Origin of the sequence: Succinivibrio dextrinosolvens, assembly GCF_900116345.1 — a bacterium.
GTDB classification, from domain to species: domain Bacteria; phylum Pseudomonadota; class Gammaproteobacteria; order Enterobacterales; family Succinivibrionaceae; genus Succinivibrio; species Succinivibrio dextrinosolvens_B.
Map to the genome: position 1 here is coordinate 1 of NZ_FPAH01000054.1, position 15,844 is coordinate 15,844.

At 43.3% G+C, this 15,844-nt stretch carries 10 protein-coding genes; 8 read left to right on the plus strand and 2 right to left on the minus strand.

Annotated features, from left to right (window positions below):
- Window positions 1–513: 513 nt before the first annotated feature.
- Window positions 514–2,436, plus strand: a complete 1,923-nt coding sequence (locus BM308_RS11810; RefSeq protein WP_074945454.1) for a CocE/NonD family hydrolase — start codon at window positions 514–516, stop codon at window positions 2,434–2,436.
- A gap of 45 nt (window positions 2,437–2,481) precedes the next feature.
- Here BM308_RS11810 and BM308_RS11815 read toward each other — a convergent pair whose 3' ends face one another.
- Window positions 2,482–2,913 (minus strand): EscU/YscU/HrcU family type III secretion system export apparatus switch protein, encoded by a 432-nt coding sequence (locus tag BM308_RS11815; protein WP_083425568.1) that lies wholly within the window; start codon window positions 2,911–2,913, stop codon window positions 2,482–2,484.
- Window positions 2,914–2,930: 17 nt separating this feature from the next.
- The gene (locus BM308_RS11820; RefSeq protein WP_074945456.1) at window positions 2,931–8,123 is read right to left on the minus strand and encodes a hypothetical protein; all 5,193 of its coding nucleotides are present in this window, start codon (window positions 8,121–8,123) and stop codon (window positions 2,931–2,933) included.
- A gap of 217 nt (window positions 8,124–8,340) precedes the next feature.
- On the opposite strand from BM308_RS11820, the gene BM308_RS11825 reads away from it, so the two are divergent.
- From BM308_RS11825 to BM308_RS11855, 7 genes are all read left to right on the plus strand, one after another.
- Window positions 8,341–9,156, plus strand: coding sequence for an MlaA family lipoprotein (locus tag BM308_RS11825; protein ID WP_143098619.1), 816 nt, complete (start codon window positions 8,341–8,343; stop codon window positions 9,154–9,156).
- Window positions 9,157–9,159: 3 nt separating this feature from the next.
- Window positions 9,160–10,290 carry a bifunctional chorismate mutase/prephenate dehydrogenase gene (gene tyrA, locus BM308_RS11830; protein WP_074945457.1) on the plus strand — a complete coding sequence of 377 codons (1,131 nt, stop codon included), beginning with the start codon at window positions 9,160–9,162 and terminating at the stop codon, window positions 10,288–10,290.
- Window positions 10,290–11,663: a YdgA family protein gene (locus BM308_RS11835; protein ID WP_074945459.1), complete on the plus strand. Its 1,374-nt coding sequence runs from the start codon at window positions 10,290–10,292 to the stop codon at window positions 11,661–11,663. Before tyrA ends, BM308_RS11835 begins: the two co-directional genes overlap by 1 nt.
- A 24-nt stretch (window positions 11,664–11,687) precedes the next feature.
- Complete coding sequence (htpX, locus tag BM308_RS11840) at window positions 11,688–12,590, plus strand: protease HtpX (RefSeq protein WP_074945460.1); 903 nt, start codon at window positions 11,688–11,690, stop codon at window positions 12,588–12,590.
- A gap of 9 nt (window positions 12,591–12,599) precedes the next feature.
- On the plus strand, window positions 12,600–13,619 hold the full coding sequence (gene pseI, locus BM308_RS11845; protein WP_074945462.1) for a pseudaminic acid synthase: 1,020 nt from the start codon (window positions 12,600–12,602) through the stop codon (window positions 13,617–13,619).
- A 482-nt stretch (window positions 13,620–14,101) separates the two neighbouring features.
- The gene (locus BM308_RS11850; protein WP_083425569.1) at window positions 14,102–15,169 is read left to right on the plus strand and encodes a substrate-binding domain-containing protein; all 1,068 of its coding nucleotides are present in this window, start codon (window positions 14,102–14,104) and stop codon (window positions 15,167–15,169) included.
- Between the two features lie 252 nt (window positions 15,170–15,421).
- The coding region (locus BM308_RS11855) for a hypothetical protein (RefSeq protein WP_218152566.1) at window positions 15,422–15,844 on the plus strand (423 nt) is incomplete at its 3' end.

Genomic DNA, 15,844 nt, shown 5'->3' on the forward strand with positions numbered 1-15,844 from the left:
ATTATAGAAATTCATTTGTTGTAGGTAATAGACCGAAAGTAAATGGTTCAAAATACAGGATGCGTTACCTTAAGAAGGAAAATTTATAGCAGAAAGATTGATCCTGCCTATAGGCAATTGATCCTAACCGAAGATATAATTGGATTAGCTTCCAATATATTTTTATTGTCTGGAAATGAATCTAAATCAGACAAACAATGCCTGAATAAACAATAAGTTATGATTAAAGTTCGGCAAGGGACAGCGCTAGTCAAAAAGTTTTACAAAATGCTTGACATCCGAGCTGTCACTATATAGTCGTGTGGAGTGTCAAACCTGTGAATAGAGGTATGGTCCTGATGCGCTAGATCAGATGCCTGAGCAACCTTTTTATTTAATTTGTGCAGGACTAAATGAGTCCCAGGAAATCTAATTGTCGAATAATGCTGAATATGTGTCTGATGTTTCAGAAAAAAAATTCAATCTTTAATAGATTGTGTAAATAGCATTCAAAAGCAAACAAGAGGTGTATAGATGAGATTTTTTTCTCCTAACAAATACAAAATTGCAATCTCCACTCTGCTCTTACAGTCTTTAGTCATGAGCTCAAGCTTTGCTTATGAACCTTCAAGAATGGCTTTAGAACAGACTATGCCAAATGGAGAGTCTATCTATGTCTGGTACAGAAAAGGTCTGCCTGTAAATGCAGATAGAGCTCGTGGAAATCAGTTAAAGACCGAGACAATACTGTTAAAGAAAGGATCTGTAAGACGACATGGCTCAATGACGCTGCCTTGCGATATTGCTCTTGAGAAGGATGTACCAGTAAAGATGCGTGACGGTACAACCATATATGTAGATATCTTCAGACCAAATGACAGTGAGCGTCATCCTGCCATTATGGCCTGGAGTCCATACGGTAAAGAAATCGGCGGACAGTGGCTGGATGATGTTCCTTTCAGAGCAGGAGTTCCTCAGAGTGCTACCTCAGGCCTTGAGAAATTTGAAGGTCCTGATCCTGCATACTGGGTGGCTCATGGTTATGCCATCATAAATCCTGACAGCCGTGGCGCCTATAATTCTGAAGGTAACCTCAATTACTGGGGACAGCAGAACTCAGAGGATGGCTATGATACCATCGAGTGGGCAGCAAAGCAGTCCTGGTGCAATGGAAATATCGGTATGTCAGGCAACTCCTGGCTTACTGTATCTCAGTGGTTCATCGCTTCGGTTCAGCCTCCTCATTTAAAGGCTATTGCTCCATGGGAAGGATTTGTGGATCACTTCCGTGAAACTGCAAATCGTGGCGGTATCCCTAATCCGGTATTTCCAGAAGTAATCTTTGAGACCTTTGCAAGCAGAAACTATATCGAGGATCAGCCTCGTATGGTGCTGACCTATCCTTTTATAAACGGCTACTGGGAGGATAAGTGTGCCAAGCTTGAGGACATCAAGGTTCCTGCCTATGTGGTGGCAAGCTACACTAATCCTGTTCATACCCATGGAACGTTTGCAGGTTTCAATAAGATATCCAGTAAGGATAAGTGGCTGCGTGTTCACAATACCAATGAGTGGTTCGATTATTATACGAAGGATAATGTTGAGGATTTGAGAAAATTCTTTGATCATTACCTGATGGATAAGGATAACGGCTGGGAGAACACTCCAAGGGTTAGACTCAGTGTGCTGGATCCTGGACATGAGGATATTGTAAATCGTGTGGAGAAGGAATTTCCTCTCAAAAGAACCGATTACAGAAAGCTATATCTTTCTTATGACAACACTCTTAAGCTCTCTCAAAGTCCACAGGAAATCTCCTTAGCTTATGACTGTGCAGAGAAGCAGCCACAACAGGTATTTACCTATACCTTTGAAAAGGATACGGAAGTAACTGGTTATATGAAACTGCACACCTTTGTGGAAGCCTCCGGAGCAGATGATATGGATCTGCATGTAACAGTTGAGAAGCTGGATGCTGATGGAAACCCTTTGTTCGACAGAATGTCTCATATGCCTATCTTCTCGGAAGGCTATTTCAGAGTCTCTCAGCGAGCTTTAGATGAGAACAGGTCCACAGACTACGATCCGGTGCTAAAGAATACCTCAGAAGAGCTGCTTTCAAAAGGAGAGATTGTTCCTGTGGATATTGCCATCTGGCCTATGGGTATGATTTATCACAAGGGAGAGAAGCTCTGCCTTAAGATTTCTCCGTACGTGGCACCATCCAGAGATTTTGTTCCAAGATTCGGCTCGGCAAAAATTACACTTGCAAAAAATGAGTACACCTTTGCTCCCGACTCTAAAGTAAAGTTCAGGAGTATCGGAGGCAATGCCGATTTTGTTCCTTATCCAGAGGATGCAGTGAAAGTACCAAAGAGCAGAAATCACGGTAAACATATCTTCCATATGGGAGGTCAGTATCAGAGCTATCTGCAGATTCCGGTAATTAGAAAATAGAGTGAGATGATGACTGTGACGTAAAGCCACAGTCTTAAGCATTGATTAAGCTTCGGTGTTGATAGCGGTGCTGCCGTCAGCACGTCTGTATTTTTCAGGAGTCTTGCCCTGCAGGTAATAGCTGAATGAGAGAATGGTAGCAATGATTACATAAAGCTCTTTTGGGATCTCCTCTCCTTCCTTGAGGTTCTTCAGCTGATTGAATAGGGCAGGATCTTTATGCACATAAAGACCAAGCTCCTTTGCCATATCCACAATTGCCTGAGCTCTGCTTTCATAACCCAGCGCACTTACAAAAGGAGACTGTTTGTCCTCATCGTAGCTGATGGCAACAGCTGCACTGGCTTTATCATAAGTCTGTTTAAAGGACAGATCTTCGTCAGTGGCATCAATCGGTCTGACTTCCTGCGGACTTTGAGGAACATCCGGTTCAACCTGTGTCTCAATGACGTCCTGATCTTTATTATCCTGATCCATAAAAATCCTCCTGCCTGTCAGATATCAACCGATAAGGTTGCACCGTCAGAGTTTCTTTCATGAGGGCCTACATCAGGAGAGGCCACTGTATCCTGAATATGAACATTGCCAAGTCGAGCCATAGCAGATCTGGTGGTAATGCCGGCCTGCTGCAGCTGTTCCTTTAATACAGGGAGTGCTTCCTGAACCTTCTGCAATCCTTCAACAGAGCTTGCAATTACTGATAGCTTAAGCTCTGGAAGTTTAGCTACAGCCTTGATTTCAATTGGTCCGATTCCCTGAAGATCGAATACGAAGGTCAGATGCCAGCTCTTTTTTCCGTCCTCTTCAACCACAGGGCGGGCGTTGAATGCGCCTTCCTTACCACCGTCATATGAAGGTGGCAGCGGAATATACTGGTACAGGGCAGGCAGATTCTCTTTTAGAGGTTTCTGCATTCTGGATATCTGCTCAAAGGTGTCATCAATCAGCGAGGAAATGGTTCCTCTTGAGCCTGAACCTAATTCCTTGGAAATCTTCTTAAGCTCAGCATCGAATTTATCTTCCATCAGGTCGACATCCTTCTTGAGGAACTTATCAACAGATTTACCCAGCTGACTGAATCTGATAGATAAAAGCAGGAATGCCCACTGATGTAGCGCCAGTGACATGGATGAACTTGTGCTCAATGGTGATGATGTGAAGCTCAGCCAGCTGGTAACCGATGGCAGATCATTGATTGGGTTTTCCAGCTGTTTTAAGAAATCCTTGGCCTGATTACGTACCACCTGAGGTAGCGCCGGATTGTTAATCTGTGCCTTAAGAGCATGGGTAAAGGCATCAAGTGGTGATTCTCTTCCAGTATTCTGCGCCATTAGTGCAGCACTTGCTGAGGCTGAGTTAAGCTGTAGATTCTGAGACTCTGGTCTTATCTCATCACTCTTCTTTGTAAAGATTGAGGCTAGTTTGCTGAAAAAGCCTGATTTCTCCTTAATCTCCGCAACCTCATCAACAACGGTTGGATCAGGAATAGGCTCACTTCTGCCATTGGTTATGGCGGCAGCTCCCGGAGTCTTGGATGGTACAGCATTGATCTTGAATTCCTCTGAGGACTCTTTGTTATCTGCTGTAGTCTTAACTTTTTCTGTAGTTTTTACATCCTTTGGAACAACTCCGTCATCAAGCTCATCCTCAGGAACTGTCTGAGTCAGAATCTTAGTCTGCATATTCTGTTCAGGAGTTGCGGCATTGTTTTGATTGGATACAGCCTCAGGAGAGTTGCCTAAGCCAGCATTAAAACCTGAGAGGAAGGACGGTCTGTTCTGAACCGCTGATTTGAGATCAGAATTGATTCCTTTCTTTTCCGGATCAAGAATCTCTTCAAAGACATCATTGTCAGGATTGGAGATAGGTGTATCATCAGCAGCCACATCATCAATATTCTGTGCAGCCACAATTCGGCTGTGCATCTGTGCCTGCTGCTCCAGAGTAATTCCCTGGTTCTGGTTATTGGCATTAGTCTGAGCTGTACTCTCAGCTGAAGCAGTTCCGGATACTCCTACTCCTGAAATAGTTGAGAAACTTGATCCAAATGGATTTGGAACAGGATTAGAGTTCTCATCTTCAACATCTAAAAGTCCATTGGCATCTGAGTTCTCTGCACTCTCAGCACTCTGTGCTGCTAAAGCCTGAGCCTGTGCCTGAGCTTTTGCAATTTCCTCTGCTTCAGCCTTATCTAAAGCTTCGGTCATGGCCTGAGCCTGAGCAATGGTCATATTCTGGTTAAGACCTGCACTCTGAGCCTCGATAGGATTCATGTTTGGTGACTTAGGCTGAGGCTGACTTATCACTGTACCAGACTGTGTAACCAGTACCTGTTCAGTCATATTGGTTACCGTATTCTGCACGGTACTCTGTGTTGCATTGCCTCCCTGAGTCAGGGCTGCCTGTCTTTGAGCATTCTGTGCTGCCAGCTGCTCTGCCTTGGAGGCTTCAATCTGAGCATCAGGATTGGTTGGTGCTGCTGGATTTGAACGGGTGATTATAATCTGACTGTCTTTTTTGATAATCTCGTGATCACCCTGTACCTCTTTAGGAGGAAGAGTATTCTGATTCTGCTTTAATTCCTCAGTAGCTGCTTTTCTGGCCTCAGCGTTGTCATTTTGCCTCAGTTCCGGTAATTCTTCTGAAGCCTCAGCATAGGTCTGATGCAGCTCTGGAAGATTAGCATAGATATTCTGTGGCTGTTCCACAGCTGCAGCATTCTGCTGTAAGACAGCTGTCTGCTGCTGAGCAACATTCTGATAGGCCATGGTGGCACTGTTCTGATGAAGGTGATGCTGTGGGGCAGAATTTACTGGGGGATCCATCTGATTCTGCACCAGCTTTTTATCAGCAGACACTGGCTGAGTATTTTCTGCTCCTGCCTCTCTTAATTCAGCCTGATGCTGTTCTGTCTGAGCCTGATTGGCTCTCTGCTCATTCTGTTGAAGCTGAACTTCACTCTGATTAGTTCTCTGTGCAAGTCTCTGTTCAGCTGCAACCTCTTCTGTATTCTGTGGCTGCTCAATGGTGTTCTGAACAAGGGCCTGTGGCTGTGCAGGAACCTGTTCCGCCAGAGGGGCGTTTCCTTCAGGAGCCGCATTTAAAATTCTGTTCTGTGCCTCTGTACTTATCTGTGAGTACAGACGGTTAAGGTTTGGATCGCTCTGAGGTGCCTGATTCTGTACAATCTCCTGATTCTGCTGCAGCGGTACCGCTTCAGGTGTAGCCTGTGAGACTGCGGTTGGATTTACATAGGCATCCTCTGGCTGCGCCTGAGGTGCACTCTGGGCGCTCTGTACCTGAGCTTCACTCTCAGTGTTGAGAGCAACCGCCTCCTCAGAGAGCTGTGCTTCATTCTTTACAGGCTGATTACTAAGAGGTTCTTCTTCGTTCTGAACCAGATCCTCAATTTCTGTGCCATCCTCATTTACTCGCTGTCTTAAAAGCTCTGCAGTTGAGACTTTATCTGTCTCATCGGGAATTCTTTCCTCAGCCTGTGCGCTTTCAAGCTGTTGCTGCTGTCTTGTAATCTTATCCTGTGTTGTGGATGAGGTGAAATCCTGCACTAAAGATTCATCAGCTATTCTCTGGGCCTTGTGATAGGAGCTCAGATCAAACAGCGCAGAACTGGTATAGCCATAGGAGCCCATACTGGTGCTGTAGGATACCTTTACAGGTGTGCTCTGAAATTCAGAGGCACTCTGGGCATTCTGTCTAAGTTCACTCATAGCCTTATCTGCAGGAACATGAGGTTCTGCAGTTGTATTTGCCTGAGTTCTGTCAGAAAGTTCCTGTGCCTTTAAGGCTAAGGCTTCTTTTACCATTGATGCCATTTCTCGGGCATTGTTCTGAGAGGCCTCAAGCTGAGCCTTAAGTTCGCTTACAACTTCACTGGCGGCAGCTTTGGCTGAATTCTGAGAGACTTCAATCTGAGTTTTTACACTTTCCTTTAAGGCTTCTTTTACAGCCTCTAAAGCAAGTTTTTTTATCTCATCGGCACTAAGCTGATTCTGTGCTGCTGCAGGTGCATTCTTTGCCTGAGGTTCTGTACTCAGAGCTGTTTTTGCTTCACTTACAACACTCTCTTTTAGGACACTTACTTCTGCTTTTACATTTTCAGGTTTTGGAGCAGGAGTCTCAGCTTTAACCTGTTCACTCTTTGGTGCCTGAGCTTCAGCTTTTACCTGCTCCACCTTAGGCGCAGCTGTTTCTGTTTTTGCTGGCTGTGACTGTTCGGCCTTGACGGTTTCACTTTTAACTGTTTCGGCCTTTTGTGCTTCTGTCTCGCCTTTAGCCTGCTCACTCTTAGGTGACTGAACCTCTGATTTAATCTCTGCCTTAACCTCAGCTTTAACCTCAGGCTTAGGCTGTTCACCTGATGTCTTTAAAGTCTCTGCTGCACTCTGTTCACCTTTGGCGCTTTCTGCCTGTAAGGTTCTACTCTCGCTCTGTACCTGTGTCTGTGGTTTTGTCTGTTCTAAGGCTGCTTTTGTCTGAGTGAGTTTCTGCTCAAAGGCCTCATCCACTCTTTTTATATCCTGTTCATTTACGTTGGATAATGACTGTCTTGTAGCAGGATCAGGAAGCTTACCTTCTGCAGCAAGTCTGATTCGCTCTTCTCTGAACTGCTGCTGAAGCTTGGCAGCTCTTGCGGATAACTCTGATAAAGACAGGGTGGAGGCGTCACGCATCTTGCCTTCAGCGGCTGTCTTTACACTCTCATCAGCAACAGCCGCCTGAGTGTTAGAGACCTGAGCAGCTCTGTCAGAGGCTGGGATCAGATTTCCTTTGCGGGCAGTAACTGCGGCCTTGTGAATCAGATCGTGAATGCGCTTGGCGGTATTCTTTGAAATATCGTCGTTGTATTCTGTTTCACTTTCAGCTGCCTCGGCCTTCTGACGATTCTGCTTGAAGATATCAAGATAGGTTGAGCCTTCGGGGAACTCATCTAAAGCCTTGCGCAGATATCTGGTCATAATCTGAGGAGTAGAAGTTCCTGGCTTTGGTTTTTCAACCGGTGCATCCACCTCAAGCTTTTCGAGCACCTCTGGCTGATTGCTTTTAACATAGGCAATAGATGCTGACAGTGCATCTGAGGTTGCAATCTTTGATCTTAAGGATAACTCTGACTGAGGAGGGTAGACCTCTCGTATGGCAAGATCACGCTGCAGACCTGCGCCCATGTTCTCATAGTCAGTAAGATTAACCACACTCTGACAGATAAGCTTTGACAGATTCTTTCCTGCAGGAACTCCCTCGCTTAGAGAATCCGGAAGCTTTTTCATGTTCTGCTCTAAAGTCGAGGCAGCATCTCGTGAGCGTACCATCTCTTTTGAGGTGGACAGATCCTGTGCAACCTTCTCCTGAAGTGAAGGATCTCTGTTGATAACCTGAACGGTAAGCTTGCGGTAGTGGCCAAGGGAAGAAGAGTCCCTGTCCACATCTATGTCTTTTACAGACTGAGGATCCTGCACATAGGTATTTAGAGAGGAAGATAACTGATTGTAGGTTCTCTGTGATGATTCGGCCAATAGCCCCTTCTGTCGGGACATTACACTTATATAGTTTGCAGTGGCCTGAGTATTGATTCTGGCTGGTTCTTTTGCAGCCTTGCTTTCATTCTCTGATACAGAGACTTCAGACTGAACTTTCTCTGAGCTCTTTACTTCAATATCTAAGTTATCCATTCGTGCTTAATCTTAAGTAATACGTATTATGGAGGTATGATAACAAAAAAATTTCTAAATTAGATATTGATCTCTCACGCTTTTGTAAAAATCTGGCTTCTAAGTAGTGGCTTGCTTCGCATTTTTGCTGTTTCCTTGGTGCACATGTCTTTTCAATGGATGAAAATTGCAAATGCTGTTGTAGAATGTATAAAAAAATATGAGGTAGGTTGTAGTTATGAATATGAATAATAAGATAGTATCTCTTGCAGTCACTCTTGCTCTTTTTGTAGGGGGAACTGCTCAGGCTTTTCATTCAAATTACAGCCCAATGGCTCCAAGACAGCTTACCTATAAAGCTTCACATGCCGATTATAGTTATGGTCTGACCATTCTTCCTGGAAATTCCATTGATTCTATTGAAGCTTTTAACCGAAACGGACCATGGCAGACCAACTACTATGTGCTGGACAGATATATTCTAAGACCTGTAGCCCACGGCTATGCTATGCTGCCTCAGTTTTCCCGTACCGGTATTCACAATTTCATCGGCAATGTGGGCGAGCTTAACAATACTGTAAACAACCTGTTTTTAGGCAATCTGGCTGACAGTGGAATATCCATAAGCCGTTTTGCCATCAATTCCACCGTCGGTGTCTTAGGCCTCTTCGATGTCGCTAGCCCTATGGGGATTGAGCGCAGAGAAATGAGCTTTGATACTGTACAGGGCAGGGCTGGTGCCGACAGCGGTGCTTATCTGATGATCCCTGCAATGGGCCCTTCAACCGAAAGATCTCTTCATGGTACTGTGGTTGATTCCTGGCCTACTTATTTGGTGCCTCCTCTAGTTGGCTGGACCTTTACCGCCATCAGCGCAATTGATACCAGAGCCGGTCTGATTCCTCAGGAGGAGATGATTGATAATGCAGTTGATCCATATGCACAGGTAAGAACTGCCTATCTGCAGTACCGTGAGGGTAAGGTTAACCCTGATGCTGCAATGGAGAACAAGAAAGACGAGAATGTCGAAGAATTTTTAGATGAGATTGATTAACTGATGAGTGCCGTAGAACTAGAAAAAATAAGAGAAGAAATTAACGATACTGACAGGGAGCTTATTAGATTACTTAAAAAAAGATTCGATCTCGTATCTAAGGCTGCTGTATCCAAAAAGGACTTTGGGGATAAGGTCTATTCCCGTGAGCGTGAAACCTACGTGATAAGCGCAGCAGAAAAATATGCACAGGAAAACGGCCTCCCGGAGGGACTGCTTTCAGATGTTATGAAGCGTCTTTTAAGAGAGTCCTATAAAATCTGTTCTGCAACCGATTTTTCCTACCCTAAAACCTTAAAGGAAGATGGTGATATTGTCATTGTCGGTGGCAATGGCGGTATGGGCCGTATTTTTTCAAGATACTTTGAAGCCTCAGGCTATAAGGTATTTTCCTTTGGACACAGAGGCTGGGATAAGGCTCCTGAGTATCTGAAGAATGCCAAGGTTATAATAGTCACTGTTCCCATTGATGTTACAGTTGAGGTCATACAAAAGCTTTCTCCTCTTTTAAGAGAGGATCAGATCCTCTGTGATTTCACTTCTGTAAAGGCGCCGATTGTAGAGTGCATGATGAAGTATCACAAGGGCCCGGTTCTAGGTCTGCACCCAATGTTTGGACCTGATATCAAGAGTCTTGTAAAGCAGGTTATTGTAACCGTACCTGAGCGTGACGAAAAAGCCTCCGAGTTTTTAGTTGAGCAGTTCAGAATCTGGGGCGCCAAGATTGTAAAATCAGAGGCAGCTGCCCATGATAAGGCCATGAGTATAATTCAGGCTCTGCGTCACTTTGGAACCTATAGCTACGGTACTTTCCTGCAAGCCCTTGATCCGGATTTAAAACGCCTCATTGAGCTTTCATCCCCAATCTACAGAATGGAGCTGATGATGGTTGGAAGACTCTTTGCGCAGGATCCTCGTCTGTACGGTGATATCATCATGTCCTCAGATGCCAATCTTGAGCTTATAGGAAAGTTTGTAAAATCCCTCTCGGATGATCTTAGGATTGTTGAGGATAAGGATCTTGATGCCTTTACTGAACGCTTCTTAAAAACCCGTGAGTATTTCGGCGAGTTTGCCGATGTCGCCTTTAAAGAGAGCGGTGTACTCTTAGCTAAGCTGCAGGATGAAAGATAGTGAAGAGATTAGCTAAATATCTGGCTGTTTTCTCAGCTGTCATTCTGATTATTTTTTCTGCTGCATTAGTTGTAGCCAGTAACCTTTACAATTCAAAGATTCAGAGTGTCATCAGAAAAATCAACTCAAAACAGCATTATGCTGTTTTAGACTATCATCCTCTGTCTTCATCAATTCTGGACAAGGAAGGTCTTTTAACTGTGGAGATCCCTACTCCTAAGTATGGGAAGATCAAAGTTGTCTTCAAGGTTGATGTGGATTTTTCCTTCTCCTCCGTCAAGGCAACCTTCTCTAAGGTTGATCATGATGGCAATATCGATGATATCCTTGCCTCCATGAAGATTCCTCCTCTAAAGCTTGATGGTGCCATTGCTTTTTATCCATGGCAGCTTAAGGGCAGCGGAGCGGTTAAAACCTCAGCCTTCACTCTTCCTGTTGAAGGTGGTGAATGTCGTTTTGGAGAGAATTCCTTTTATGTGTCAGGCCGTTCTAAGACCAGTCTTGATGTAGGTTTTGCCTCTGCCGGTATCAAATGTCATGCCTATGAGTATTACAATCACAAGCCAGCATATCAGGTAGATTTTCTGGATTTGAAGGTTACCGCCAAACCGGTTCTGGATATAGAGAATAAGAATGTTTCCCTGGATAAGGTTAATGTGAAGTTTAATACTTTTCTGGTGGACACCTCAACTATCTATATGATTGGCTTCTCTCCTAATGACAAGGTGCGTGACCCATCCCTGCGTGACAGCTTTAAACTCTCCTCCTTTAATGTGGATTTATCTCTGTCTGACAAGGATTATTCAAATCGTCGCGAGCTCTCCTCAGACGGCTCTATGACTATTGAATTTGCCATGCCTCATGAGAAGGACTCAAAGGTACTGCCTTACTATGACCTCTCTGATCTGAACTATGATATCAAGATTGGCAATTTCAATGTGGAGGCTCTGATTGCCGCAGCTAAACATCCTGAGGCTGTGGATAAAATCATTGCTGCTCTCTCAAAGCCTTTAAACTTTAACCTTAAGAACCTGTCTTTCAAACATGCAGGGGCCAGCGTTTCAACCTCTGGTCGTGCCAGTGTGATTTTAGAGCCTAACTCAGGTAAACCTCAGAATGTGGATGCTACAATCAGTGCAAAGGCTGACAGAGCCTTTGTGGATTCACTGGTTTCTGCACAGTATGAGCAGGGGCTTTTTGATCTGATGCAGAGTGGTGCTATAAACCTCTCTCGTGGTGTCTACTCAACCACCCTTGATATTAAAGGTAAGGATATCAGATTAAACGGTGTCCCTTACAATGCTGCAGATGACAGGAATGATCCTGTGGTGGAAGCTGAGCCTTCAGTTCCTGAGAAGTCATTGGATGAATAATTTTTAACGTGGAGATTGCTGACAATGCGTATCATTTTATATATCGGAATGCAGATAGCCGTACTGCTCTTGGTTAGTATCGTTGGCTCTGTTCTGCTTAATATCTTTGGTATTGAGATCAACCCAAATGACTACATGTCATTGCTTGTGATGTGTGCAATTTTTGGCTGTGCCGGTTCTCTGGTATCTCTTATGATGTCAAAGTTCATGTGCAAGAAGTCCTACGGAGTCCAGGTTATCGACACCCCAAGAAATAACCAGGAGGCTTTTCTGGTAAATACCGTTGCAATGCTCTGTCAGAAGGACGGTCTTAAGATGCCAGAGGTGGGAATCTACAATTCACCTGATCCAAATGCCTTTGCTACCGGCGCTTCAAAGGATGCTGCCTTAGTCGCTGTATCAACCGGTCTTTTAAACTCCATGTCTCAAGAGGAGGTAACCGGTGTCCTTGGTCATGAGATTTCTCACATCAAGAATGGTGATATGGTTACCATGGCTCTACTGCAGGGCGTTTTAAACACCTTCGTTTATTTCTTCTCGTATATTATTACTTTTGCTATCGTCAATGCCTCAAGAGGTAATAACTCTGATTCACAGAGATCACCATCCTTTGGCTCAAGTATGATGTTCTATACTATAAACTCAGTTATGCAGACGGTATTCGGTTTACTTGCCACAATGCTTTTAATGTGGTTCTCCCGCTATCGTGAGTTCAGAGCTGATGCAGGTTCTGCTGAACTTAACGGCAAACAGTGTATGATCAGAGCTCTGGAGGCTTTAAAACGTGGCGTTCAGCCACAGGCAAACAAAGAGAAGAGCTATATGCAGGCTTTATGTATCAATGGTCCAGCTGCCTTATCAGAGCTTTTCATGTCTCATCCTCCTCTGGAAAAGAGAATTGCGGCTTTAAGAGAATCTTCATTATAAGGAAAGGCTATGTTTGAAAGAAGAGATCATGCCTTCATCGTAGCAGAGCTCTCCGGTAATCATAATGGCTCTATTGACAGAGCCATTGAGCTTATGGAGCTTGCTCATGAGTGTGGTGCTGATGCTATAAAGATTCAGACCTATACCGAGGACAGTCTGACCATTGATTCTGACAGAGATGAGTTTATGCTCAAGGACGGTCTGTGGGGCGGTCAGAGTTACTACGAGCTTTATAAGAAAGCAAAGACACCACGTGAGTGGATGAAGCCTCTTTTTTCACATGCCAAAGCACATGGAATTCTTCTGTTCTCATCTCCTTTCTCCTATGACGATGTGGACTGTCTGGAAGAAGCCGGCTGTCCTGCCTACAAGATTGCCTCTTATGAGCTTAATGATATTGGACTTATCGACTACTGCGCCTCCTTTGGCAAGCCTATGGTCATGTCAACAGGTCTTGCCCTCGAGGAAGAAATTGACAGAGCTGTTGCTGCAGTCAGGAAAAGAGGTGTTACTGATTTAACACTTTTGCACTGTGAAAGCCGTTATCCTGCAGTGCCGGATAAATTTAATCTTATGGCTATTCCTTATCTTAAGGAGAAATACGGCTGTAAGAGCGGTTTATCCAACCATGCACTAGGTGATGAGCTGGATATTGCTGCTATTGCCCTGGGGGCAGACATGATTGAAAAGCACTTTACTGATGACAGATCAAAGTGTGGTGTTGACAGTGCTTTTTCAATGGATGTAAAAGATCTGAAAAAACTTGTTACCGATTCTAAAATGGTCGTTTCAGCTTTAGGTCGGAAGGGGATATATCTTCATGAGGATGAGTATGGATCCAGAGCCGGTCGTCGTTCTATCTATCTTGTAAAGGATATTAAAAAAGGCGAGACTCTGACAGCAGCCCATGTCAAATCCATCAGACCTTCCTTAGGGCTTGAGCCTTATCTTTTAGAGTCTGTTTTAGGTAAGAAGTCCCTTTGTGATCTTAAGGCTCCTTTACCACTTAAGGCGGAGAATTTCTCTTAACAGAGAGTTCCTAACCTATCATTTGTTTTACCCTTTACTACCTACAGAAATAATTACGGTCCATAACGGACCGTAGTTGTGAAAAATTCACGCTTGATTGTAAGACTTCCTATGATTAAAAAAAACTTTCAGATTTTTAAAAGAAGCTAAATCAGAGATAAAACTCTATTATTAATCTTTTGATACTTTATTTTTAAAAGTTATTATCTGATTGATAAAATAAATATTAAGAATTTTTGTAGATTTTTAACGACAGTGCCTGGTCGCTATATACTATGACAAACTTCATGTTTATGGTTATTTTCTGAAAATAGAAAGTTTATGCTTAAAAAAATCAAATAAAAATCTCAAAAATGAATAAATCTTGCCTATTTCTTTTGAAATGCAAGTAGTTTTCATCTCGCCTAAAAAAACATAATCTAGAATTAAAAAGATCCCACACACAAATGGGGCAGGATTTAACAGAGAGCGGGTGTAAAGAAATGATTCGTAAGTTATTTTCTCTATCTTTTGTTCTTTTTTTCCTTTTGGGTGGTATTTCTGAATGTTTTGCCGCAAAGATTGGTATTGCCATGCCTAATACTGTGGTTCCTCGCTGGCAGACCGACGGTGCAACGTTAAAGGAGGAGCTTGAGGCTACAGATAATGAAGTGATTCTTGTCTTTGCTGACAATAAGAAAGAGACTCAGATTGCTCAGCTTGAAGATATGATTGCTCAGAAATGTGATGCTCTTTTGGTGGTTCCGGTTGACGGAAGATCACTAACTGAAGTATTGGCTAAAGCTAAACAGGCTGGTATTAAGATTATCTCCTATGACCGTCTGATTATGAATTCTGATGCGGTTGACTACTATGCAAGTTTTGATAACTTCAAGGTCGGTCTGCTGCAGGGTGCTTACATTGAGGAAAAGCTCAATCTGAAAAATGATGACTCTCCTAAGAATATTGAATTCTTCACTGGTTCCATTGATGATAACAACGTGAACTTTCTGTGGGCCGGTGACATGGAGATTCTAAAGCCATATCTGGTATCAGGCCGTCTGGTCTGCAAGTCCAATCAGACCTCAAAGGAGGATGCTGCAGTTCATCGCTGGCTTGCCGAGAATGCAAAGGATAGAATGACCAAGCTGATTCAGGCTCATAATTACGGTCCTAAACCAGATCAGACTCGTCTTGATGCTATTCTCTGTCCTAATGATACTGTTGCTAATGCCATTATTGAAGTTTTAACCAAGCTGTGTGGCTATGACGCTTCAAATATGCCTTTGATTACCGGTCAGGACTGTTCAAAGCCTGGTGCTAAGAACATCAGAAATGGTCTTCAGTCAATGTGTGTATTCAAGGACTCAAGAATTCTGGCTATCCACGTGGTTGATATGGTTAATCAGATGCTCTCAGGGGAAGAGGTTGACGTAAACGATACTACCTCATATGACAACGGTACCGGTGTAATTCCTGCATATCTGTGTGACCCTAAGGTGGTTAACAAGGAGAACATCAAGGAAATCCTGATTGATACCGGCTACTATTCTCTAAAAGATCTCAAATAGTTTGTTTTTCTAGTCAAAAAGGAGCCGGGTACTTTGTTGTACTCGGTTCTTTTTTAAGCTGCTCTTAATCTTTTCTTTATGTACATTTCTTGTTTTCCATAGATGTGAACGTCTTCATCAAAAAAATAGCAGAGCGGAAACCTCAGACTTAAGTCTGAGGCGGAGCTCTGCCAACTCAGGCTATATATCTTAAAGAATTTCTTTACAATAACTGTTAGAATATAGGGATTATATGGCTTGGAGAAAACTGTTTTGATATTTACAAAAACATTAAAAATAAGAATTAATGTACCTTCAGAACAGGAAACACTGTTACGTCAGATGACGGAGCAGTATCGACAGGCATGTAATTTTATTTCAGAATACGTTTTTACCCATTCCTTTAACTTGAACTTCTTCAGTCTCAATAAAGTACTGTACAGGAATATAAGAGGAAAGTTTAGACTTAAAGCTCAGCTTGCACAGTCATCCATCAAAACAGTTATTGCAAGATATAAAACTGTAAAAGAACAGCTTTTAGAGCATCCATACCGCTATAAAGACGAGAAAGGCGAATGGCAGAACATACCAAAGACACTGGAATGGCTTTTTAAGCCGGTGTATTTCAGCAGACCTCAGACAGATTTGGTTCGCAACAGAGATTACAGTTTTGTTGAAAATGGAAGTCTGTTATCA